Origin of the sequence: Streptomyces sp. NPDC102437 (genome assembly GCF_044765565.1) — a bacterium.
Classification (GTDB): Bacteria; Actinomycetota; Actinomycetes; order Streptomycetales; family Streptomycetaceae; genus Streptomyces.
In genome coordinates this window covers 81,578-104,285 of the sequence record NZ_JBIWKI010000012.1, presented here as the reverse complement: position 1 = coordinate 104,285, position 22,708 = coordinate 81,578, and the positions used below count along the sequence as shown (strand labels likewise).

Sequence of the window (22,708 nt, the reverse complement as noted above, 5' to 3'; positions counted from 1 at the left end):
CGGTCAGCGGTCCTTCGGATCGATCAGCCACAGCCCGAGGACGACGAGGAACGACAGGCAGAGGAAGCCGGCACCCCACCATGCCGTGCCGGTGTGGCCCTCCATCCATGCGTCGATGATGACGGTCAGTCCCCAGAGCTGTCCGATGACCACCGTCATGGCGAGGGCCAGCCGGGCTGTCAGTTTCGAGGACCGCTCGGGCTCCTGGTCGGTACCGGCTCCCGGTCCGGGACCGGTGTGGCGGATCCGGGGGTCGCCGTAGCCGCTGGTGGCCCGGATCTGCGGATATCGCTCGTGGACGGGCCGGTTGAGTTCGGGGCGAGCACTTCCCGGGTGGTACTCCGGATACTCATGACGCTCCGAGTGCTCCTGGTTCCGGGGCTGCCGGGCGTCGCTCATGTCCGCCCGCCAGGAGTCTCAACCGCGGCCCCGGTTCCGGCTCCGGCTCCGGCTCCGGCTCCGGCTCCAACGGTCCCCGGTGCCGCGGCCGTGGGTCCCTCCGCGCCGCCGCCCTCGACGGCGGGGCAGCCGATACGGGAGGCGAGGTCCGGGCGGTCGGCGCGGAACCGGCGGCACAGACCCTGCTCGACGCTCTCGCCCGAGCGCGTCGTGCCGATGGCCCAGATGCTGCCGTCGGCCTGTTCGATGAGCACCACCCTGGGCAGCGCACGGGGCGGCGGCCCGGCGGTCACCTCGCCTGTCCGGGCGTCGAAGACGCCTTCGTGGCAGGGGCAGTGCAGCTCCCCCTCCGAACCGCGGTCCTTGCGCCAGAGCACGGCACAGGCGAGATGGGTGCAGATCGCGGAGTAGCCGACGAGGGTGCCGTCGTCCATCCGGACGGCGACCGCCTTGTCCTCCTCGTCCGGGTAGTGGAAGGCGAGGGACTCACCGGGCAGCAACTGCGCGGCGATCTTCTTCGGCGAAGGCGTCCTGCCGTCGTCGGGGTCGCCGTGGCGCGGCAGGATCCCGCTCGCCACGCCGAGACCGCCGACGGCGAGCCCGCCGGAGACGGTCACCACGATCCGGAGGTAGTCGCGCCGGGTGGTGAGGGAGTCGGCGGCGATCCGGTCGTGCAGGGCTTCGCGCGGATCGCCGGAGGGCGGCTGGTCGGTGACGCTCATCGGCGGACGTCCTTCCCGTTGATCTCGACGACGGGAAGGCCGCCGGGCACCGGCCACTGCATCCGGTCGGCGGGAACGACCATGGCCACGCCGGTGCGTACCTCGCTCCGGCCGAAGGCGAAGGTGTCGGCGACCTGGACGCCGGGGCGCTCCGCCCGGAGCTCCTCGACGGTCCCGTAGAACAGCGCTCCGGTCGGGCAGACGGTCGCGCACATGGGGGCGAGGCCGTAGGCGGTGCGGTCGTAGCAGAGGTTGCATTTCATCTGCAGCTTCGCCTGGAGGTCGATCTTCGGAACGCCGAAGGGGCAGGCGTTGACGCAGTTGGCGCAGCCGATGCAGCGGGTGGTGTCGGCCTGCTGCACCACACCGTCGGCGGTCACCAGGATCGCGTCGGCGGGACAGACCTCGGCGCACGGAGCGACCGGGTCCTCGCAGTGCATACAGACGGTGGGAAGGGAGGCCACGGAACGGCCCTCGTCGGTGTAGTCGAGATGGATCATCGACTTGCCGCGGTGCGAGTCGCATTCCCGGCAGGCGGAGACGCAGGCCTGGCAGCCGATGCAGCGCCCCGGGTCGATGAAGATCGTTCTGCCCATCATGGGGCGGTCAGCTCCTCTCCGAGGTGCCACGCCCCTGGGGGGCCGTGGGCGGCAACGGGTCGGTACGGGAGACCTGGGTCTCCGGGTAGCCGGCCTGGCCGGGTGCGACAGGCGGTGCGGGGACGTCGTCGATCTTCTCGGCGTGCTCGATACGGCAGGCGCAAACCTTGTACTCGGGAATCTTGGAGCGGGGGTCGAGGGCGTCGATGGTGAGGGCGTTGGCCGCGGTGGGGACGGGCCAGTGGTACGGGACGAAGACGGTGTCGGGGCGGATCGCCTCGGTGACCAGGGCGGGGAAGACCTCGCTGCCGCGCCGGGTGACGACGCGGACCGGTTCGCCGTTGCGGAAGCCGTGGGAGGGATGGAGCTCGGCCCAGGGGCGCGGAGTCTGTTCCACGAGGGCGCCCAGGCGGCGGGTCTGGTTGCCGGAGAGGAAGTGGGCGACGGTGCGCCCGGTGGTGAGCGACATGGGGTACTCGTCGTCGTACGGATCCATCGGCGGGTGCCATTCGACGACCTGCATATGGATCTTGCCGTCGGGGTGGTAGGTCCTGCCGTCCTCGAAGAGCCGGGGGGTGCCGGGGTGGTCGGTGGCGGGGCAGGGCCAGGCGATCCCGCCGGTCTCCTCCAGACGTTCGTAGGTGATGCCGTAGTAGTCGTTGACGGTGCCGGCGGAGGCGGTCCGCAGTTCGTCGAAGACGGCGCGCGAGTCGGCGAAGGCGAATTTGTCGCCCGCGCCGAGGCGCCTGGCGAGTTCGCACATCACCCAGGTGTCGGTCCGTACCCCGGGCGGCGGGTCCTGGGCCTTGTTGTGCTTGACCACCCGGGCCTCGGCGTTGGCCATCACCCCTTCGTCCTCGGCCCAGGTGGTGACGGGGAAGACGACATGCGCGTTGGCAGCGGTCTCGGAAAGGAAGAAGTCGAATTGAGCGTGGAACTCCGTGGTGTCGTACCCCTCCTTGACCACCCTGTAGTTGGGGAGGGAGACGAAGGGGTTGTTGCAGATGCCGATCAGGCCGCGGATCTCGCGGCGCTGCATCTGCCAGACCATTTCCATCATCGAGGTACCGGCGGGCGGGAGTTCGGATTCCTCGATGCCCCAGATCTCGCAGATCTGCCTGCGGTGCTCCTCGTTCATGATCGAGCGGCCGCCGGGCAGGAGGTCGGCCTTCTGTCCGTGCTCGCGCCCGCCCTGTCCGTTGCCCTGGCCGGTGATGGTGCCGTAACCGGCGCCCGGTCTGCCGATGTGGCCGGTGGCGGCGCAGAGGTTGATCACGCTGAGGCAGTTCTCGACGCCCTGCGAGTGGTGCTCGATGCCTCGGGCGTGCCAGGCCATGGCCTTGGGCGCGCGGGCGAAGGCGCCGGCGACCTGGGTGATCTGCTCGACGGGGATTCCGCAGATCTCGGCGGCCCGGTACGGCGGGTACTCGGCCACCTTGGACTTCACCTCCTCCCAGCCGGTGGCGTGGGCGGCGAGATAGGCCTCGTCGGTCAGCCCCTCCTCGATGACCACGTTCAGCACGGAGTTGAAGAAGGCCGAATCGGTGCCGGGCTTGAGCGCGACATGGATGTCGGCCGTGCGGGCGATCGCGGTCTCCCGCGGGTCGACGACGATCAGGCTCGCACCGCGGTCCCGCGCTCCCCACACGTACTGGGTCATCACCGGGAAGCACTCACCGACGTTGGAGCCCGCGATCAGCAGGCAGTCGGTGAGCAGGATGTCGGAGAAGGGGTTGCCGGCCCGGTCGATGCCGAAGGCGAGTTTGTTGGCGCCCGCGGCGCTGACCATGCAGAGCCGGCCGTTGTAGTCGACATGCCGGGTCTTGAGGGCGACCCGGGCGAACTTGCCGACCAGATAGGTCTTTTCGGAGAAGAGGCTGGCGCCGCCGAGGAGCCCGAAGGCGTCGTTGCCGTAGCGCTGCTGGATGCGCTTGATCTCGGCGACGGTGAAGTCGAGCGCCTCGTCCCAGGAGACCTCGCGGAAGTCCTCGTCACGGGAGCGGCGCAGCAGTGGGGCGGTGAGCCGGTCGGGGTGGTTGACCTGCTGATACGCGTTGATCCCCTTGGGGCACAGCCGCATCCGGTTGATGTCGTGGTTGCGGGGTTCGACGCCGAAGACCTTGCCGCCGCGGTCGACGCGCAGATACATCCCGCACTGCACCCCGCAGAAGCAGCAGTGGGTGGGGACGAGAGTCTCGCCGTCCTGGTCGGCGTGCCACCGGTCGGCGGGGATCCCGCCCGCGTCCCGGAAGGCGCGGGTGCCGGGCGGCGCGAGAGAGGGGTCGAGAGGAACAGCCGTACGGAAGCCGGCGGCACGGGAGCCGGCCGTACGGGGCTCGGTCGTGCGGGGGGAATCGGCCGCATGCGGATCCGCGGTCACTTGTAGCCCTTCTTCACCTGGGAGAGATAGGCACTGCCACGCAGCACCCGCTTGCAGCGTGGGCAGTATTCGGCCCACTCGTCGAAGTCGAGGCTGAGGTCGCGCATGGTGCCGCGGAGGTTCTCGACATAGGGCCCGGTGTCGATGGGTTCCTCGCAGCGGCGGCAGGCGAAGACCTCCTCGTCCTGCCTGGCTGTGTACTTGAACAGCTGCATGCCGACCGCGGCCGGGCGCTGGACGATGTGGAAGAACTTCCCGAACGGGATGTAGATGAGAGTGAACACCACCGACACCATGTGGAGTACCGCCAGGAATTCGTATCCGCCGCCGTGCAGGAAGAGCGACGAGAAGGTGAGCAGCAGACCGGTCACGGAGATGACGATGAGCGCGATCAGCGGGACCAGGTCGTAGGCGAAGCGCTGGCCGGTGACGGCGCCGCGGTCCTTCATCCGGCGCCACAGGAAGTACGAGGCGCCGGGGATGACGAGCACGGCGGCGATGTCCAGGCCGTGGAACATCAGCCAGCCCAGGAAGTCCAGGGAGTCGAAGCCGATGATCTTGAAGCCCCAGATACGCATCTCGTAGCCGGGCCCCGAGCCGCTGCCGGAGGTGAAGGTGAACCAGCCCCAGGTCAGCGGGAAAGTGATCAGCGCGGCGAGGACGCAGCCCCAGAAGATCAGCTGATGGGCGGCCCAGCGAGCGTGCGAGCGGGCGCCGAGGAATTTCTGGAAGCCCAGATAGGTGGCGATCATCCGGGGCAGCGCGGTGGGGGCCTTGCGGAAGTTGGCCACCGAGAAGAAGCTCCGCCACCCCTGCTCGAACAGCCGCCGGGCGCCGGGCGCGGAGACCCAGACCGTGTAGCGGTAGGCGACGCCGAAGGCGAGGAAGACGGTGGCGACGGCGTACGGGAGAAGAGCGGAGTCGAAGTTCTCCAGCAGCCGGCTGCCGAGCACGATCGCGAGGATCAGGAGGGCGGAGACGATGACCCCGGCCGCGGTCGCCCGGCCGGTGACAGAGCGGGAGCCGGTGGGGCCGGTGGGGCCGGTGGAGTCTGCGGGGCCGGTGGGGCCGGTGGGGCCGGTGGGGCCGTCCGAGCCGGGCGCTCCGGCGGAGCCGGTACGTACACCGGGGGTGGGCTGCGCGGCTTCGGCGGACGCTTCTGGCGGCTCGGTCACCCCGTCACCGTAGGGCGGTATCTAACGTTTGGTCCTGATTTACGGCTCGCACGGGTGAGCCCGGTCACGCATTCGAGGCACGCCCGGATCAGCGCGGCCGTCCCCCGTCTGGTGTGCTGGCTCCCATGCCCGTAATGATGGCTCGCAGCCGCACCGAGGAGCACCGCACCTCGACCCCACTGGAACTCTTCTTCGACCTGTGCTTCGTCGTCGCCGTGGCCCAGGCTGGCGCACGACTGGTGCACGCCGTCGCCGAAGGCCACGCCCTCACCGGAATCGGCAGCTACGCCGCCGTCTTCTTCGCGATCTGGTGGGCCTGGGTCAACTTCAGCTGGTTCGCCTCGGCCTACGACACCGACGACCCGCTGTACCGCGTTGTCACGCTGGTCCAGATCACCGGTGTGCTCGTCCTCGCCGCCGGGGTGCCGCGCGCCTTCGACACGGGCGACTGGACGGTCGTCGTCATCGGCTACGTGGTGATGCGGCTCGCGCTGACCAGCCAGTGGCTGCGCGCCGCGCACTGCACCCGGGGCGGGGAGCGCCGCGTCGCGCTGCGGTACGCCGTCGGGATCTCGGTGGTGCAGCTGGGCTGGATCGCCATGCTGCTGCTGCCAACCGAGTCGCGCGGAGCCCTCACCGCCGTCTTCGTCGTGCTCGTGCTGGCGGAACTGTCAGTTCCGGTGCTGGCCGAGCGCGACCGCTCGACGAGCTGGCATCCGCGCCACATCGGTGAGCGGTACGGGCTGTTCACGATCATCGTGCTGGGCGAGACCATCGCGGCGGCCACGGTCGCGGTCCAGCAGGGGGTGTACGAGCACGACGCGCTCGGTGAACTGCTGCCGATCGCCGCGGGCGGGCTGCTGATCGTCTTCTCCGCCTGGTGGATCTATTTCGCCGTGCCGATCCATGACTACCTGCTCGGCAGCAGGGAAGCGTTCATCTGGGGATACGGGCACTTCCTGATCTTCGGTTCCGCGGCTGCCATCGGCGCGGGCATCGAGGTCGCGGTGGAGGAGGCCGTGGGCAAGGCCCACGTCTCGGACACGGTGGCCGCCGCCGCGGTGACCATTCCCTCCGCGCTCTTCCTGCTGACGGTGTGGGCGCTGCACGCCCGCCACTTCAAGCGCGACCTCGCCGAGCAGCTGTCCCTGCCCCTGGCCGCGCTGGCGATCCTGGCCTGTACGTTCGCCGGCGGGTGGGCGGTCTTCGCGGCCGGTCTGGTGGCCGCGGCGACCGTGGCTGCGGGAGAGCTGCTGTCCCGGCGGCCCGCCCCGGCCGGGTGAGCGCGACGGATGGACGGCGCGACGGATGGCGACGGCTCACGAGATGAGGAACACGCGGCTAGGAGCACGCGGTCGGGAGCGCTCGGTGAGGAGCACGCGATGACGGAACGACCCCGGAGGCCGACGGGCCCCTCCGCCCCGCCGGAGGCCGGCCCCCCGCATACGGCCGGGCCGCTCGACGCCCTGACCGATGTCGCGGGGCTCCGCGTCGGCCACGCCCAGGTGGCGGGCGAGGGCGCGCTGAGCGGTACCACCGTCGTCCTCGCCCCCGAGGGCGGTGCGGTCGCGGCCGTCGACGTACGCGGTGGCGGTCCCGGCACCCGGGAGACGGACGCGCTCGATCCGCGCAACCTGGTGCAGCGCATCGACGCCGTCGTCCTGACGGGCGGCAGCGCCTACGGCCTGGACGCGGCGTCCGGGGTGATGGCCTGGCTGGAGGAGCGGGGACGCGGGGTGCGGGTCGGCCCCGACCCGGCGCAGGTGGTGCCGGTGGTCCCCGCCGCGTGCGTCTTCGATCTGGGGCGGGGCGGCGACTGGCGGGCCCGCCCCGACGCCTCGACGGGCCGTGCGGCGGTGGAGGACGCGGCGGCCACGGAGCCGGGGGCGCCGGTGGCCGAGGGGAACGTGGGCGCCGGTACGGGCGCGGTCGCCGGGCAGCTCAAGGGCGGCGTGGGCACGGCGAGCCTGCGGCTGCCCTCCGGGATCACGGTGGCCGCGCTCGTCGTGGTGAACGCGGCGGGCTCGGTGGCCGATCCGCGTACCGGGGTGCTGTACGGGGAGTACGGCGCCGTCGAACCGCCGGTGCGCCCGGCACCCGAGGTCCTCCGCGCGGCGGAGCAGCGGCTCGCCGAGGTGCGCGACGCCAACGCCCGGCCCCCGTTCAACACCACGCTCGCCGTCGTCGCCACGGACGCGGACCTCACCCGCCCCCAGGCGCAGAAGCTCGCGGGGACGGCGCACGACGGACTGGCGCGCGCCGTCCGCCCCGTACATCTGCTCACCGACGGGGACACCGTTTTCGCGCTGGCCACCGGCGAACGGCCGCTGGATCCGCGGAATCCGATCGCGCTCAACGACCTGCTGGGGGCCGGTGCGGATGTGCTCGCGCGCGCCATCGTGAAGGCCGTCCGCGCAGCTCGGAGCGTCGACGGCCGACCGGGCGCCGCCTGTTACCCCGCCTACAGCGACCTCTACGCCAAACCGCCGCGCTCCTCACGGCAGCCGGCGGGCGGCACCCCGGAGCCCGACTCGCCAGCCGGGTAAGGAAGTCAGGACGAACCGACAGGAACCATCTGCGTGTGTCATACGTTTTTCTGAACCCCGGTCACGATGTCAGACCCAGGGACTACGTTATGCACGCAGCAAGTAACACGCGGCAACGGCCTGGAGACAGCACCTTGAGCGATCCGTACGAGACAACCGAGCAGCACCTCGAGCGACTCCTGCGACGGGCACTCAACTCTTTCGACCTGCCCGACGACACGGTCGAGAGACTCGGTACCGCGCTCGCCCACAGCAGTTCCCTGCACTCCTCGCACCACAGTTCCGTACTCCACCGAGAGACCTACCGGCACACGTATCTGCTGTCCGACGGCACCGCTCTGTCCCTGTGGGAGCTGGTGCACGGAGGCCCGCGCGGCGCGACGGACCAGCGGTCCCCTACGGAGCCCGACCTCAGGCACCACGAGCTGTACGACGACGAGGCCGACGCCCATGTCGCCGCCGCCAGGCTGACCGGCAGTTTCGGTGAGGACCCGGTGTTCGGGGACGACGGGCCGCAGGCCGACCTGGAGATACTCACGGTCCTGATGGCGGCTCCCCCGGCCCCGCTGCCCCGGATGTACGCCCCGGACAACTCCGCCGACCACGCCCGCCGCGTCCTGCGCCGCGCGGAGAACAGCGACGGTCCCGGCGAGGAGACCGCCCGGCTGCTGCGCGCCGCCTTCGCCCACCACATCACCCAGGTCTTCGGCCGGCAGTGCCGGGTGGACGGGCGGGACGCCGGATTCACCCTGTACGAGCACGCCTTCCTGCTCCTCGACGGCAGCGAGACGAGCCTGTGGGAGGTCGAGCACACGGCCACGCCGGACGGCCGCCACATGTGCGAGGTGTACGGCGACGAGGACACCGCACGCGGCGCCATGGAGAGCCGTACACGCATCTGCTGACCCCGGCCCCGGCACGGACGACGAGACGCGCAGGTGCCCGCCCCCCGAGGGGGCGGGCACCTGCGTTGCTTCTTCCCGGCAGTGACCGGTCAGGGCGCCAGAGCGGGCTCCTTGACGACATCGGAACCGTCCGAGCCGTCCGCGGCACCCGCCGCACCCTCGGCGCCGGCCCCCTCACCGTCCTCGTCGCCGCTCTCCGCCTGCCGCTGCGGCCGCGCGGGCAGCGCGAACATCACCAGGAAGATCACCGCGAGCACCCCGGCCACCCACCACAGCGAGTGCTGGAACGCCTCCGCGAAGGCCGGGCCCGCGTCCCGCGGCGCCAGCCGGTCGCTGATCGAGCCGAAGAAGACGACCGCGACCAGCCCGAGCCCGAGGGCGTTGCCCATCTGCTGGACGGTGTTGATCAGCCCGGAGGCCGAACCGGAGTGCTCCTTCGGCACCTCGGAGAGCACCATGTCGGTCAGCGGCGCCACGATCAGGCCCATCCCGATGCCCATGACCACCAGCGGCAGCGCCATCTGCCAGGACGTGATGCCCATGCCGTACCGGTCGGACTCCCAGATGTAGATCAGCAGACCGGCGATCATCAGCAGCGCGCCCGTCTGGAGGACCTTGCGTCCGAAGCGGGGCACCAGCTTCTGTACGGAGATCCCGGCGGCGAACGACACCGCGACCGAGAACGGGATGCCGGTCGTGCCGGCCCGCAACGCGCTCCAGCCGAGACCCAACTGCATGTAGAGCGTCCAGACCAGGAAGAAGATGCCGAGCCCGATGCCGAAGGTCAGCTGCACCGCGATGCCCGCCGCAAAGCTCTTGACCCGGAACAACGACAGCTCGACCAGCGGCGAACCGTCCCTGCGCGCCTTCGCCCGTTCGAACAGCACCAGGACCAGGAACACCAGCAGGCTGCCCACCATCGACACATGGCCCCACACCGGCCAGCCCAGCTCGCGCCCACGGGTCAGCGGGTAGATCAGCATCAACATCCCCAAGATCACCAGGACGACGCCGATCAGGTCGAGCCGGAGCGCCTTCGGGGCCTTGGACTCGCTGATGAACTTCCGCCCGAGGATCAGGCCCGCGATGCCGACCGGCAGGTTGATCAGGAAGATCGGCCGCCATTCGAGACCGGCGATGTTCCACTCGGTGAGCAGCGCGCCCAGCAGCGGGCCCAGCACGGCGCCGAGACCGACGACCGCGCCGAAGAGACCGAAGACCTTGCCCCGCTCGTGCGCCGGAAAGGTGGCGTGCACGATCGACAGCACCTGCGGAACCATCAGCGCGGCGGTGCCGCCCTGCAGGATCCGGGAGGCGACCAGCATCTCCGGGTCGGCGGCGAAGCCGCAGAGCGCGGAGGCCAGGGTGAAGCCGCCTATGCCGATGAGGAACAGCCGCTTGCGGCCGTAGATGTCACCCAGCCGACCACCGGTGATCAGACCGGCCGCGAAGGCCAGCGAGTAGCCGGCGGTGATCCACTGGATCGCGCTGAACGAGGCGCCGGTGTCCTCCTGGATGCTCGGGATGGCGATGTTGACGATCGTGACGTCGACCAGGTCCATGAAGGCCGCGGTCATGACGATGGCGAGTGCGAACCAGCGCCGCCGGTCCGACGGGTCCGAGGACACCGTGGGCCCGACTGCCGTGGACGGCAGAGATGAGGAAGAAGTCATGGGGAGAAGGTAGACAGTCATTAGGTCGTTCCATGACCTAATAGGTACGCATCCTGGTGAGACGACCGACACCCCGGCAGAAGGCGAGGCCATGACCGACACCCCGGCACGACTGCTGAATCTGTTGTCGCTCCTCCAGACGCCCCGCGAGTGGCCGGGCAGCGAACTCGCCGAGCGGCTCGACGTCAGCCCGCGCACCATCCGCCGCGACATCGACCGGCTCCGCGAGCTGGGCTATCCGGTCGAGGCCTCGCGCGGATCCATCGGCGGCTACCGGCTCGTCGCGGGCACCGCGATGCCACCGCTGCTCCTCGACGACGAGGAGGCTGTGGCCATCGCGGTGGGCCTGCGGGCGGGGGCCGGGCACGCCATCGAGGGGGTGGACGAGGCGTCCGTACGGGCCTTGGCGAAGCTGGAGCAGGTGCTGCCGTCCCGGCTCCGGCACCGGGTCTCGACCCTGCAGAACGCGACGGTGCCGCTGACCCGGGGCGACGGCTCGACCATCGACCCGCGGACGTTGACCGTGATGGCGTCGGCGATCACCGGGCAGGAGCGGCTGCGGTTCTCGTACCGCGCGGGCGACGGCGCCGAGACGAAACGGGAGGCCGAGCCGTACCGGCTGGTGAGCACGGGGTGGCGCTGGTATCTCGTCGCGTACGACCTGGGGCGCGGGGCCTGGCGCACGTTCCGGGTCGACCGGGTGAGCGAGCCGTTCGCCACCGGGGCCCGGTTCGCACCGCGCGAGCTGCCCGCGGGGGACGCGTCGGAGTTCCTCGCCGGTTCCATCGCCCGGCGGCAGCCCCGGCTCGCGGTCGACGTGAGCTTCGCGGCCCCGGCGGACTTCGTGTCCGCGCGGCTGCCCGCGTCGATCGGTCCCTTGGAGCCGACCGACGGGAACAGCTGCCGGCTGCGGGCGGTGCTCGCGGACTCGCTGGAGTGGGTGGCGCTCCGACTGGCGCTGGTGGACTGCGAGTTCACCGTGCGCGAACCACCGCAGCTGGTGGAGTACCTGGGCGATCTGAGCACCCGCCTGGGCCGCGCCGCAGCCCGCTGACCCGAGCTCCGGGTGCGCGGGCGGGCCGAGCCGGGCAAGCGAGCGCACCGGTCATGAGAACGATGAGCCCCGGCAAAAGAATGAGCCCCGGCGCCAGGGGGGGGTGGGCGCCGGGACTCAGCTCAAGAGGTCACGCGAAGCGACCTATTTCGGAGGTTACTGGACGAAGGCTCACGCCGCAGCGTCAAAACCCGTGTCGTGGGCCATTCGCTTCAGTTCCAGCAGTGCGTGCTTCTCGATCTGGCGGATCCGCTCGCGGGTGAGCCCGTGCTGCTTACCGACCTCGGTGAGGGTCCGCTCGCGGCCGTCCTCGATGCCGTACCTCATTCGGATGATGGAGGCAGTGCGGTTGTCGAGCTTGCCGATCAGGTGCTCCAGCTCCTCGCTGCGCAGCAGCGTCATCACCGACTGCTCGGGCGACACCGCCGAGGTGTCCTCCAGCAGATCGCCGAACTGGGTCTCGCCCTCGTCGTCGACGGACATGTTCAGACTGACCGGGTCACGGGCCCAGTCCAGCACGTCGCCCACGCGCTCCGGCGTGGAGTCCAGCTCGGCCGCAATCTCCGCGTGCTCCGGCTCGCGGCCGTGCTCACGGTTGAACTCGCGCTGCACCCGGCGGATCCGGCCGAGCTCCTCCACCAGGTGGACGGGGAGCCGGATCGTGCGGGACTGGTCGGCTATGGAGCGGGTGATGGCCTGACGGATCCACCACGTCGCATACGTGGAGAACTTGAAGCCCTTGGCGTAGTCGAACTTCTCGACCGCGCGCACCAGGCCCGCGTTGCCCTCCTGGATCAGGTCGAGCAGGGGCAGCCCGGCCCGCGGATAGCGGCGGGCGACGGCAACGACGAGCCGGAGGTTGGAGCGGATGAATACGTCCTTGGCGCGCTCGCCCTCGGCGACCAACGCCTCCAGCTCCTCGCGCGTGGCTCCACCGGCCTCGCTGTCCGCCGTGCCGTCGAGTATCTGCCGGGCGTAGACGCCCGCCTCGACGATCTGCGACAGCTCGACTTCCTTTGCGGCATCGAGCAGCGGCGTACGCGCGATCTCGTCCAGGTACATGCCGACCAGGTCGCGATCGGCGATCTCCCCGCCCGCGGCGCGAACGCTGCTTGCCCGGCTGGTCCCACCGGTGGTGGACGAACGACGGGCGACGGCACGGGTTGCCATGCGTGCTCCCTTGCTGAGTAGGTCGCGACACCCTTCCGGGTGCCCTGCATCCGATGGAAACAACGACTGGAATCCGGACAGAATTCCCACGCCTGGCATTCACTTTGGTGATCATGCAGTACCCTGTGCCGCCACGAGGGGGTGCGCATGCCGACGAGCCGGACAGAAGTGCAGGTCAGGCAGGGCATCGAGGGTGATCTGGTGGCACTCACGGACATCTACAACCATTACGTGCGTGAGACCGCAGTCACATTCGACACGACCCCCTTCACCCCCGAACAGCGGCTGCCGTGGTTGCGTTCCCACCCTGAAGACGGCCCGCACCGTCTTCTGGTTGCTCAGGATGTCCGGTTCACCGGCCCCGCTTCGGTCCTGGGATACGCCACCAGCAGCGCTTTCCGCCCCAAGGCGGCGTACGCGACCTCGGTCGAGGTGAGCGTGTACTGCGCCCCGTGGGCCACCGGCCGTGGCATCGGCACGCTCCTCTACACGGCCCTGTTCGAGGCGCTCGCCGGTGAGGACCTGCACCGCGCGTACGCCGGCGTGGCCCAGCCGAACGACGCCTCCGTCCGGCTGCACGAGCGCTTCGGTTTCCGCCATGTCGGTACGTACGCCGAGGTGGGCCGGAAGTTCGGCGCGTACTGGGACGTGGCCTGGTACGAGAGGCGACTGGGGCCACGGTCCTAGGCCCGGGGCCGGTGCCGATCCGGGTCCCCGGTCCGTTACGCCGCGCGGGCCCCGCGCCTAGCGTGCTCCCGTATGGACGACACGAGGAACACCGCTGACGGCGCGAGGAACACCACGGACGACATCACCGGCACGCTCGACGAGGCGCTGGAGCGCCTCCACTCCTCGGGCCCCGAACGCAACGGCTGGCTGAGCAATCACGGCCCCATGGCCGTCGAGGCGCTGGTCCGGCACGGCCAGGCACCGGCCGTGCACCGCTGGCTCGACCACTACAGCCACAAGCTGGAGGACATGCCGGCCCCCGCGACCCGGGTGACGGCGGAGAACTGGCGCGAGGCCCTCGGCGACCCGCGCCGGATCGCGGACTGGACGGCGTACTTCGAGCGGGAGACGGCCGAGCGCCCCTGGCGGGACGTCCTCACCGAGTGGTGGCCGCGGCTGCTCCCCGGCATCGCGGCGGGCGCCACCCATCCCGTGATCCGGGTCGGCCACTGCGTACGCACCCTGCTCGCCGGCGAGGCGACCGCGCCCCGGATCACCGAGCTCGCCCACGGCCTCGGCTACTGGGCCGCCCGCCACCAGCCGCTGCCCGCCCTGGCCCCGCTCGCGCCCGCGCCGACCGCGGCGGCCGCGCTGGACGCCGTACCGCCGGTGCCCGAGCAGGAAGGCGGCATCCGGGACCGGCTGGCGCAGCTCACCGCTTTCCCGGTGTGGCCGCAGCGATTCACCGACGACCCGGACGAGGCGCGGGCCCGGCTGGTGGAGCTGGTGCGGGCCGCGACCCACCGGTTCGCCACGCACGGGCACGGCGCACCGATCATGCTGGTGCACGCCGCGACCGCGCCCAACGCCGTGCTGCGCACCCTGCCCGCGCTCCCGCGCGCGCTGTGGGTGCCGAGCCTGGGGGCCGCCTGGGCGGCGAGCGCCGCGGTCACCGCCGCGTACAGCCCGGCCGGGCCCGCTCCGTACGCACCGGCGACCGTGTCCGCCGACGAGCTGTTCGCACGGGCGGCGGCCCACGGCGACGACCACACCATCAAGTTCACCGACACCGCGCTGGACGTCGGCGACGCGACGGCCCTCGCCGCGGCGCTCCGCTCGATCGAACTGAACCCGCCGGCCCTGTGACCGGGGCGCGGACCGGGACCGGCGGGTCGGCGGGGACCGGGCTCAGCCGAACTGCACCGACCGCTTCGCGAGCCCCATCCAGAACCCGTCGATGACGCTGCGGCCCCGGTCCAGCTCGCCCTCCGAGGCGCCGAGCGTCACGAAGAGCGGCGCGAAGTGCTCGGTGCGCGGGTGGGCCAGCCGGCCGGCCGGGGACTTGTGCTCGAAGTCCAGCAGCGCGTCGATGTCCTGCGCCTGGAGCGCCCGGCTCCCCCAGTCGTCGAACTCCGCCGACCAGCCGGGGACGCCGCCGCCCGTATGACGCAGGGCGGCCAGGTTGTGGGTGAAGAAGCCGCTGCCGACGATCAGCACGCCCTCGTCGCGCAGCGGCGCGAGTTTGCGCCCGATGTCCATGAGCTTCTGCGGGTCCAGCGTCGGCATGGAGATCTGGAGTACGGGGATGTCAGCCCCCGGGAACATCTCCACGAGCGGGACGTACGCCCCGTGGTCGAGCCCGCGGTCCGGGATGTCCTGGACCGGCGTTCCGGCGCCGCGCAGCAGCTTGCGTACGTTCTCGGCCAGTTCCGGGGCGCCCGGGGCTGCGTACTGCACCCGGTAGTAGTGCTCGGGGAAGCCCCAGAAGTCGTAGACGAGCGGGACCCTCTCCGTGGCCCCGAGGGCCAGCGGGGCCTCTTCCCAGTGCGCGGAGACCATCAGGATCGCGCGGGGGCGGGGCAGCCCGGCGGACCAGGCGGCCAGCTCGCCGGGCCAGACCGGGTCGTCGGCCAGCGGCGGGGCACCGTGAGAGAGATAGAGGGCGGGCATGCGCTCCGCGGTGACTGTCATGGCACTCCCCATCCGCTTCTGATCCGGGTAAGTCTTCTTGTCGGGCCTTCTACAGGCACGTTCTTGAGCAGGAAGGATTCTTTAATCTTCAAGCTTCCTTCCTGCAGAGACCTTAGCTCTATCTAGTTCAACTTTCAAGAAAAGGTCGTACAGTGGAGTACATGACCACGGCATCCACCGGCGAGCCGCGCTGGCTCTCCGAAGAAGAGCAGAGCGTCTGGCGCGCGTACCTCCACGCCACCACGCTCATGGAGGACCACCTCGACCGCCAGTTGCAGCGCGATGCCGGCATGCCGCACATCTATTACGGCCTGCTCGTCCAGCTCTCCCAGGCCCCCCGACGCCGGAAGCGGATGACGGAACTGGCCAAGGACGCCAAGATCACCCGCTCACGGCTCTCGCACGCCGTCGCGCGGCTGGAGAAGAGCGGGTGGGTGCGCCGCGAGGACTGCCCGTCCGACAAGCGCGGCCAGAACGCGGTCCTCACCGACGACGGCTTCGAGATGCTGCGCCGGTCCGCACCGGGCCATGTCGACGCCGTACGCCAGGCGATGTTCGACCGGCTCACGCCCGAGCAGGTGCGCTCGCTGGGCGAGATCATGCAGGTCGTCTCCGCCGGACTCCAGCCGGAGGGCACGGACGCGGACCTGCCCTGGCTGCGCTGAGCCCTCCTGCACGTACCGACACGGGCTGTGCCCCGGTCCCGTCCGGGACTTCGGACGGGACCGGGGCACAGCCGCGTTCACTTCACCTTTGTCACATCGCACCCCATGTGTCACGTCGCGCGCAACGGTGCCACGTCGCGCGTCACCCGTCGGCGTTCAGTGCGCGACGACCGGGACCCTGAACTCGTCCTCAACCCCGTCGGCGTCACCCGAACCGGAGCTTCCGGCCGCCGGGCCCGCCGAAGGCCGGCCGGCGTTGATGAAGGTCAGCGCGATCGCGGAGGCCACCACCAGGATGCCGACGGCCCACCAGATGGCGCCGGTGAAGCCGTGCACCATCGACTGGAGCTTCAGCAGCTCCGGGTCGGTTGCGCCGAGTGCGGCGTGCGAGGTGGCGTACGCCGTCGCGGCCGAGGCGGCGATGGTGTTCAGCAGCGCCGTGCCGATCGCGCCGCCCACCTGCTGCGAGGTGTTGACCATCGCGGACGCGACGCCCGAGTCCCTGGGCTCGACCCCGTGCGTGGCCAGCGACATCGCCGGCATGAACGCCGTACCCATACCGAGGCCCAGAAGCAGCTGCGCGGGCAGGATGAGACCGGCGTACGAGGAGCCGATCTCCAGCTGCGTCAGCAGCAGCATGCCGACGGCGGCGGTCAGGAAGCCGGGGCCCATGAGCTTGCGCGCCGGGACCCGGATCATCAGCCGGGCACCGATCTGCGTCGAGCCGGTGATCATGCCCGCGATCATCGGGAGGAAGGCGAAGCCGGTCCTGATGGGCGAGTAGCCCTTCACGACCTGGAGGTAGTACGTCAGGAAGAGGAACAGCCCGAACATCGCGATGATGGCCAGACCCAGCGAGAGGTAGACACCACCGCGGTTGCGGTCCAGCAGGACGCGCAGCGGCAGCAGCGGCGACTTGACCCTGGACTCAATCAGGACGAAGGAGAGCAGCAGCACGGCGGACGCGACGAACATGCCGATGGTCAGCCCGTCCGACCAGCCCGCGGACTCGGCGCGGGTGAACCCGTACACCAGCGAGACCAGACCCAGCGCGGACAGGACGACGCCCGGGATGTCGAGCGAGGAGCGGTTGCGGCTGCCGGCCGGCTCACGGATCACGAAGTACGCGCCCGCGGCCGCGATGACGGCGAACGGGATATTGACGAAGAACGTCCAGCGCCAGTTCAGCGCCTGGGTCAGGAAGCCGCCGAGGATGAGCCCGACGGCGCCGCCGCCACCGGCGATCGCACCGTAGATGCCGAACGCCTTGGCACGCTCCTTGGCATCGGTGAACATCACGGCGAGCAGCGACAGGGCCGCCGGCGCGAGCAGCGCGCCGAAGACGCCCTGGAGCGCGCGGGAGCCGAAGAGCATGCCCTGGTTCTGCGCCGCGCCGCCGAGCGCGGAGGCCAGCGCGAAGCCGATCAGGCCGACGACGAAGGTCCGCTTACGGCCCCATAGGTCGGCGATCCGGCCTCCGAAGAGGAGCAGCCCGCCGAAGGCGAGCGCGTACGCGGTGATGACCCACTGCTTGTTGGCATCGGATATGCCCAGGGCCGTCTGGGCATGCGGCAGCGCGATGTTCACGATCGTGGCGTCGAGCACGACCATCAGCTGCGCGAGGGCGATGAACGCCAGCGCTTTCCAGCGGCTGGGGTCCGGAAGTCGGATATCGGCTGTTTTGGACATGGGGGTACCCACCTAAGGACGTGCACGCGCACACATGCACGCGAAGATTAATGAACCGGGATGAAACGCCTGCTGAAGGACAGACGATGAACGGGCGGACGACGAACGGGTGACGAAAGGGCGGACGGCGAAAAGGAATGCTCAAGGCGTGGCGGGCACCCCACCGGGCCGCTGGCTCAGCAGCCCGGTGCGGATCTCATGACCGACGCCGCAGATCCTCCAAGGTCGCTGCCGTTCCGGGCAGTTCGGACCGGGCCGGGGCCTGCAGTCCGTCCAGGAACAGCTGTAGATGACGATGGGTGAACCGGTCGATGTCCAGGCAGCCGATGCCGGGCAGCGGACGGGTGAGCTGGGAGAGGGCGACGATCACGTCACCGACGGCGATGTCGGTACGCAGCCGCCCCGCGGACATGGCGCGCGACACGAGCCCCTCGACGGCCTCTTCGAGGCGCCGGCGCTCGGCGAGCAGTTCGGGATGGTCCCGGTCGAAGCCGCCGGACAGCATCGGGCACAGCGCCCCGATCCGCTCGTCGGCCGCCGCGTGCACGAAACGGCTGAGCGCGGCGAAGGCGTCGGCCTCCTCGGCCGCCGCCTCTTCCGCGCAGTCGGTGGTGCGGGAGGTGACCGCGAGCACGACCTCGTGCACCAGCGCGGCCCGGTCGGGGAAGTTCCGGTAGAGGGTGGCATTGCCGACGCCGGCGCGCCTGGCGACCTCGTCGAGCGGCACATCGGGCCCGAACTCGACGAACATCTCGCGCGCGGCCGTCACGATCCGCTCCCGGTTGCGCAACGCGTCGGCCCGTGGACGGTGCGTCCGGGACTGCGTCGCTCCGGTTGCGGCGCGGCTGACGGTCTCCACGTCGACGACCTCCTTCTCCTTCTGACTCTCCCACCACTCCCGCGGTGACGGCCGGTCGGCCCCGCTCTCCACGGAGCGCCTCCCCGTAACCGGGGACCATCTCCCCGTTTCACAGGGGACACCGATTCAAACGGGGAACAGCTCCCCGCTTATTTCCGCTCCCCAATGTGACCTGAGCCACATCAATGACGGGGAAACCAGCCGAACGGCGCACCCAACGAGCGGCACCGCACCACCCGCAACAGGCTGATCCGCAGAGCGCAGTCAGGGCCGGCCGACTGCCGCGGACCCCGAGGCGCCTCTATGCAAAAGTCTCGCCACCGGATACGCAACCATCGCCACCCGATCGCTCTCGCCTCCGCAACCTCCCTGGTCATAGCCACGATGGCCACGGCCAGCAGCGCTCTTCCGATAGCCAGCCGGGCCTCGGCCGGCCCGATAGCCACCGCCCGTTCCGCGGGCATAGCCGCATGCCGGATACCGGCGACCATGGGCGTACAGATGTCGGAGGGCATGCCGACACCGGAGGGCTACGCCCGCTCCACCGGCAAGGTCCACGCCCTCAACCTGATGGTCGACTTCCCGGACGCACCGGGCGCCGGCAAGGCGATGGACCGGTACGCCGAATTCTTCCCGCAGACCACCGACTGGTTCCGGACCGGATCGTACGGACGGCTCACGTACGTCCCCGAAACCCCGCTGAAGTCCTGGCTGCGGATGCCACTCCCGTTCTCGGAGTACGGCGTGGACCGCGGCTCACCGTACGAACCGGGCTACCGCCACCTCATCGAGGACATCATCACCGCTGCCGATCCGAAGGTGGACTTCACCTCGTACGACCTGGTCAACATCCTGGTCACCCCGAACGCCGGGCCGTCCGCACTGGACACCGTCCTGTCCGTGACGTTCTCCGGCAACGACGACGCCCCGAGAGCGGACGGCGTCCCGCTCGCCAACACGTCCTTCATCTACAGCCACCAGGACGACGGCTCGGGGTCGTTCAAACAGACCGGATTCCGGGTCCTGCCGCACGAGAACGGCCATGTCTTCGGCCTACCCGACCTCTACACGATGGAGGGCGGCGGCTCGGTCGGGCACTGGGACATCATGTCCGAGGACTGGGGGGCCAACAACGACCTGCTGGGCTGGCACAAGTGGAAGCTCGGCTGGCTGGACAACAGCCAGATCAGCTGCGCCGCCCGCTCCGGCACCAGCGACCACGTGCTCGGCCCGCTGGCCACCAAGGGCGGCACCAAGCTGGCATTCGTACCGCTGAGCGGCAAATCCGGCTACGCGGTGGAGGTACGGACCAAGGCCGGCAACGACCAGGCCATCTGCCGGCCGGGCGTACTGATCTACAAGGTGAGCTCGGACGTCGACACCGGACAGGGCCCGGTATCCGTCGCGGACAGCACCAAGGGCAGCACCGGCTGCACCCGACTGCCCAATGTGCACGCCGAACTGTCCGACGCCGCCTTCCAGCCCGGCGAGACCTTCACCGACCGGGCCGGCGGAATACACATATCCGTGCTCGACAAGGACAAGAAGGGAAACTACCGAGTCCGAATAACCCGCCCCTGACGACTCACTGCCCCCGCCCGCAACGGCTCCCACATCCCCGACACCCCGCCCGCGACGCCCCCGCACCCCGCCGCTGGACCGCGCCACTCACCCGTCGCCGCCCCGGACCTCCGCTTCGACGGGCCCGCGCAGCTCGCGCTTGAGGATCTTCCCGGTCGGGTTCCGGGGCAGCGGCCCCTCCCGCACGAGCACATGGGCCGGGACCTTGAACGCGGCCAGGCTGCGCCCGACGTGCACCCTCAGCTCCTCGGCGGTGACGGTGGCGCCGGCCCGCAACCGCACGACCGCGGCGACCTCCTCACCCAGGACCGGGTGCGCCACCCCCAGCACCGCCGCGTCCTCGACGTCCGGGTGGTCGTGCAGCACGGCCTCTACCTCGACGCAGTACACGTTCTCCCCGCCGCGGATCACCATGTCCTTGATCCGGTCGACGACATCGACCCGGCCCTCCCGCACCACGGCGAGATCACCGGTCCTGAACCACCCGTCGGTGAACGCCCGAGCGGTCGCCGCCTCGTCGCGCCAGTAGCCGCGGACCAGCGACTGACCGCGCAGCCACAGCTCCCCGACCTCGCCCTCGGGCAGTGCCTCGCCCGCCGGCCCGGCGATCCGCACCTCGGTGGTGGGGGTGGGACGGCCGACGCTGCCCGGGTGGAGCCGGTACTCGGCACCGAAATTCGCCAGGACGCCGCCGCTGGTCTCGGTCAGGCCGTAGCCGTTGCGGGGTTCGATGCGGTCGCCGTGCCGGGCGGTCAGCCGGGCGACCAGATCGGGCGGCGCGGCGGCCCCGCCGGTGTTCAGCATCCGCAGACTCTCCATGCCGTCGCCCGCCTGCTCGGCCGCGGCGAGCAGTTGGAGCGCGGTCGCCGGGACACCGGCGTAGTGGGTGACGCCGTGCTCGCGGATCAGCCGCAGCGCCTCCTCGGCGTCCCACTTCCGCATCAGCACGATGGCACCGCCCGCCGCCATCGCGGCGTAGAAGCCGGTGAACGCGGCGACGTGGAAGAACGGGAATGTCAGCAGCGACACCGGGGCGGGCCCCTGCCCCGGGATGATCCCGCTCCCGAGCGCGGAGGCGGCCGCGTGGTACCGCGGATTGAGCACCGCTCCCACCTGGGCGAGATGGGTGGCGACCGCGCCCTTGGGCCGGCCGGTGGTGCCGGAGGTGTAGATGATCGTCGCGTCGTCCTCGGGCCGGATCTCGACCTCGGGCGGCGCGGCGAGCGGATCGGGCGCGGGCAGCTCCTCGTACCGCTCGACACCCTCCGCGACCGCCCCCTCCCCGTGGAACACGACCACGCGCGCCCTGTTCTCCGTCGCCCACCCGGCGACCCTGGGCAGCCGCTCACCGTCCACCAGGAGCACCCGGGGCCCGGAGTCGTCCAGCGCGTAGGTGAACTCGTCCTCGGTCCACCAGGCGTTGAGCGGTACGGCGACCAGACCGGCCAGCTGGGCCGCCCAGAAGGCGATCTGCCACTCGGGGAGATTGCGCATCGCGACGACGGCCCGGTCCCCCGGGCGGAGCCCGTACACCTCGGTCATCCGGCAGGCCAGCGCGGACGCCGCGGCGAAGAACTCGGCGTACGAGTAGCTGCGCTCCTTTGAGATCAGGAACGGCCGGTCCCCGAAGGCCCAGGTGGTCTCCACGAACTCCCGGAGCGTCCGGGGCCCGTCCGAGTACACGAGCACCCCGGCGTGCGCCCCGTCCTCCGCCCGTACGACGGCGAACGGGGCGCCAGGTCCGGTCAGCGCGGCTTCGATACGACCGGCGTCAGCAGAGCCGGGATCGGGGACGGGGGCCGGATCGACATGCGGCACGAACAACCCCTCCAAGCATCGTCATCGCCTAAGCGCTTGCTCAGTAATCAGTACATTCGCGACGCTATGCCCGCCCCCACCCCGCGTCAAGACACCCGCGCGGCGGCCACGAGGCCCTCCAGCCGACCCTCGTCGAGCGCCTCGGACGCCGTCGAGGCAATCCGCCCACGCGCGTCGACGACAAGGGTGACGGGCTGCCCCTGCGTGGCCAGCAGCCCCTTGGGCAGCGCGAAGAGCTGCTTGCCGCCGGGATCGAGAATGCTGGGGTAGGGCATCTGGAACTCACGGGCGAAGGCCCGCGCGACGTCGGGGGACCTGTCCCGGTTCAACCCGAGGACGACAACGCCCCGGGTCTCCATCTTCCGGTGGTACCGCACCAGGACCGGGGTCTCCTTGCGGCAGGGCCCGCACGAGGAGGCCCACGCGTTGACCACGACCGTCTTCCCCGCGTAGTCGGAGAGCTGGACCGGCTTCCCGTCGACGTCGGCCCCGGTGAAGTCCGGCGCGACGGGACGGTGCGCACGGTCGATCGTCAGTGTGCCGTCCTTGCCGCGGTGGTAGCCCGCGGGCGTACCCGGACTGCCTCCGATCGTGATCCCGACGACGAGAGCGGCGGCGCAGCCAACGGCAGCCAGAAAGGGAACAAACGGGCGTTTCATGGGGGGTCCTTCGGGGCGGCGTCGGTCAGGCGCCACCCGACGTCCGGGCCGGGGCCCCGAGCCCACACCACGCCACACCACTTCCCCCGGCCGCCCATGCGGCGACACCCGGCACCCCGGGAGGACCCGGACTCCGCAGTGCGGTGCGGACACGGCATGCGGGCATACGGGAAC

Annotated in this window: 20 protein-coding genes; 8 read left to right on the top strand and 12 right to left on the bottom strand. The window is 70.6% G+C overall.

Annotation, left to right across the window (positions count from 1 at the left end):
* Positions 1–3: 3 nt before the first annotated feature.
* The 5 genes from ACIRJP_RS17515 to ACIRJP_RS17495 are packed head-to-tail and all read right to left on the bottom strand — an operon-like array spanning position 4 to position 5,275.
* The gene (locus ACIRJP_RS17515; protein ID WP_404174317.1) at positions 4–399 is read right to left on the bottom strand and encodes a hypothetical protein; all 396 of its coding nucleotides are present in this window, start codon (positions 397–399) and stop codon (positions 4–6) included.
* The gene (locus tag ACIRJP_RS17510) at positions 396–1,121 is read right to left on the bottom strand and encodes a Rieske (2Fe-2S) protein (protein WP_404174314.1); all 726 of its coding nucleotides are present in this window, start codon (positions 1,119–1,121) and stop codon (positions 396–398) included. The genes ACIRJP_RS17515 and ACIRJP_RS17510 overlap by 4 nt, the downstream gene beginning before the upstream one ends.
* Positions 1,118–1,720 carry a 4Fe-4S dicluster domain-containing protein gene (locus ACIRJP_RS17505; protein ID WP_404174312.1) on the bottom strand — a complete coding sequence of 201 codons (603 nt, stop codon included), beginning with the start codon at positions 1,718–1,720 and terminating at the stop codon, positions 1,118–1,120. Before ACIRJP_RS17505 ends, ACIRJP_RS17510 begins: the two co-directional genes overlap by 4 nt.
* A gap of 7 nt (positions 1,721–1,727) precedes the next feature.
* Positions 1,728–4,100 carry a molybdopterin oxidoreductase family protein gene (locus ACIRJP_RS17500; RefSeq protein ID WP_404174309.1) on the bottom strand — a complete coding sequence of 791 codons (2,373 nt, stop codon included), beginning with the start codon at positions 4,098–4,100 and terminating at the stop codon, positions 1,728–1,730.
* The gene (locus ACIRJP_RS17495) at positions 4,097–5,275 is read right to left on the bottom strand and encodes an MFS transporter (protein ID WP_404174306.1); all 1,179 of its coding nucleotides are present in this window, start codon (positions 5,273–5,275) and stop codon (positions 4,097–4,099) included. The genes ACIRJP_RS17500 and ACIRJP_RS17495 overlap by 4 nt, the downstream gene beginning before the upstream one ends.
* Before the next feature lie 134 nt (positions 5,276–5,409).
* Between ACIRJP_RS17495 and ACIRJP_RS17490 the strand changes: the two genes are divergently transcribed.
* From ACIRJP_RS17490 to ACIRJP_RS17480, 3 genes are all read left to right on the top strand, one after another.
* Complete coding sequence (locus tag ACIRJP_RS17490; RefSeq protein WP_404174303.1) at positions 5,410–6,558, top strand: low temperature requirement protein A; 1,149 nt, start codon at positions 5,410–5,412, stop codon at positions 6,556–6,558.
* Positions 6,559–6,657: 99 nt separating this feature from the next.
* Positions 6,658–7,821 carry a P1 family peptidase gene (locus ACIRJP_RS17485; protein WP_404174300.1) on the top strand — a complete coding sequence of 388 codons (1,164 nt, stop codon included), beginning with the start codon at positions 6,658–6,660 and terminating at the stop codon, positions 7,819–7,821.
* 134 nt (positions 7,822–7,955) lie between these two features.
* Positions 7,956–8,726, top strand: a complete 771-nt coding sequence (locus ACIRJP_RS17480; RefSeq protein WP_404174297.1) for a DUF6227 family protein — start codon at positions 7,956–7,958, stop codon at positions 8,724–8,726.
* An 89-nt stretch (positions 8,727–8,815) separates the two neighbouring features.
* Here the strand turns inward: ACIRJP_RS17480 and ACIRJP_RS17475 are convergent, their stop codons facing one another.
* Entirely contained in the window at positions 8,816–10,399 is a 1,584-nt protein-coding gene (locus ACIRJP_RS17475) for an MFS transporter (protein ID WP_404174294.1), read from the bottom strand.
* 91 nt (positions 10,400–10,490) lie between these two features.
* On the opposite strand from ACIRJP_RS17475, the gene ACIRJP_RS17470 reads away from it, so the two are divergent.
* The gene (locus ACIRJP_RS17470) at positions 10,491–11,453 is read left to right on the top strand and encodes a helix-turn-helix transcriptional regulator (RefSeq protein WP_404174291.1); all 963 of its coding nucleotides are present in this window, start codon (positions 10,491–10,493) and stop codon (positions 11,451–11,453) included.
* Positions 11,454–11,624: 171 nt separating this feature from the next.
* Here the strand turns inward: ACIRJP_RS17470 and ACIRJP_RS17465 are convergent, their stop codons facing one another.
* Complete coding sequence (locus tag ACIRJP_RS17465) at positions 11,625–12,623, bottom strand: RNA polymerase sigma factor RpoD/SigA (protein ID WP_404174288.1); 999 nt, start codon at positions 12,621–12,623, stop codon at positions 11,625–11,627.
* A gap of 147 nt (positions 12,624–12,770) precedes the next feature.
* On the opposite strand from ACIRJP_RS17465, the gene ACIRJP_RS17460 reads away from it, so the two are divergent.
* Both ACIRJP_RS17460 and ACIRJP_RS17455 read left to right on the top strand, forming a co-directional pair.
* Positions 12,771–13,310, top strand: coding sequence for a GNAT family N-acetyltransferase (locus tag ACIRJP_RS17460; protein ID WP_404174285.1), 540 nt, complete (start codon positions 12,771–12,773; stop codon positions 13,308–13,310).
* A gap of 72 nt (positions 13,311–13,382) precedes the next feature.
* Positions 13,383–14,438, top strand: a complete 1,056-nt coding sequence (locus tag ACIRJP_RS17455; protein WP_404174282.1) for a questin oxidase family protein — start codon at positions 13,383–13,385, stop codon at positions 14,436–14,438.
* 42 nt (positions 14,439–14,480) lie between these two features.
* Here ACIRJP_RS17455 and ACIRJP_RS17450 read toward each other — a convergent pair whose 3' ends face one another.
* Positions 14,481–15,263, bottom strand: coding sequence for a dioxygenase (locus tag ACIRJP_RS17450; protein WP_404174279.1), 783 nt, complete (start codon positions 15,261–15,263; stop codon positions 14,481–14,483).
* A gap of 152 nt (positions 15,264–15,415) precedes the next feature.
* Between ACIRJP_RS17450 and ACIRJP_RS17445 the strand changes: the two genes are divergently transcribed.
* Positions 15,416–15,928, top strand: coding sequence for a MarR family winged helix-turn-helix transcriptional regulator (locus ACIRJP_RS17445; protein ID WP_404174277.1), 513 nt, complete (start codon positions 15,416–15,418; stop codon positions 15,926–15,928).
* 156 nt (positions 15,929–16,084) lie between these two features.
* On the opposite strand, the gene ACIRJP_RS17440 is transcribed toward ACIRJP_RS17445, so the two are convergent.
* The gene (locus tag ACIRJP_RS17440) at positions 16,085–17,617 is read right to left on the bottom strand and encodes an MFS transporter (RefSeq protein ID WP_404174274.1); all 1,533 of its coding nucleotides are present in this window, start codon (positions 17,615–17,617) and stop codon (positions 16,085–16,087) included.
* Positions 17,618–17,813: 196 nt separating this feature from the next.
* Positions 17,814–18,476, bottom strand: coding sequence for a TetR/AcrR family transcriptional regulator (locus tag ACIRJP_RS17435; protein WP_404174625.1), 663 nt, complete (start codon positions 18,474–18,476; stop codon positions 17,814–17,816).
* Between the two features lie 303 nt (positions 18,477–18,779).
* Here ACIRJP_RS17435 and ACIRJP_RS17430 point away from each other — a divergent pair, with 303 nt between their 5' ends.
* Positions 18,780–20,057: a M6 family metalloprotease domain-containing protein gene (locus ACIRJP_RS17430; protein ID WP_404174271.1), complete on the top strand. Its 1,278-nt coding sequence runs from the start codon at positions 18,780–18,782 to the stop codon at positions 20,055–20,057.
* Between the two features lie 87 nt (positions 20,058–20,144).
* On the opposite strand, the gene ACIRJP_RS17425 is transcribed toward ACIRJP_RS17430, so the two are convergent.
* Positions 20,145–21,875 carry a class I adenylate-forming enzyme family protein gene (locus tag ACIRJP_RS17425; protein WP_404174269.1) on the bottom strand — a complete coding sequence of 577 codons (1,731 nt, stop codon included), beginning with the start codon at positions 21,873–21,875 and terminating at the stop codon, positions 20,145–20,147.
* An 86-nt stretch (positions 21,876–21,961) separates the two neighbouring features.
* Positions 21,962–22,534, bottom strand: coding sequence for a TlpA family protein disulfide reductase (locus tag ACIRJP_RS17420; protein ID WP_404174266.1), 573 nt, complete (start codon positions 22,532–22,534; stop codon positions 21,962–21,964).
* Between the last annotated feature and the right edge of the window lie 174 nt (positions 22,535–22,708).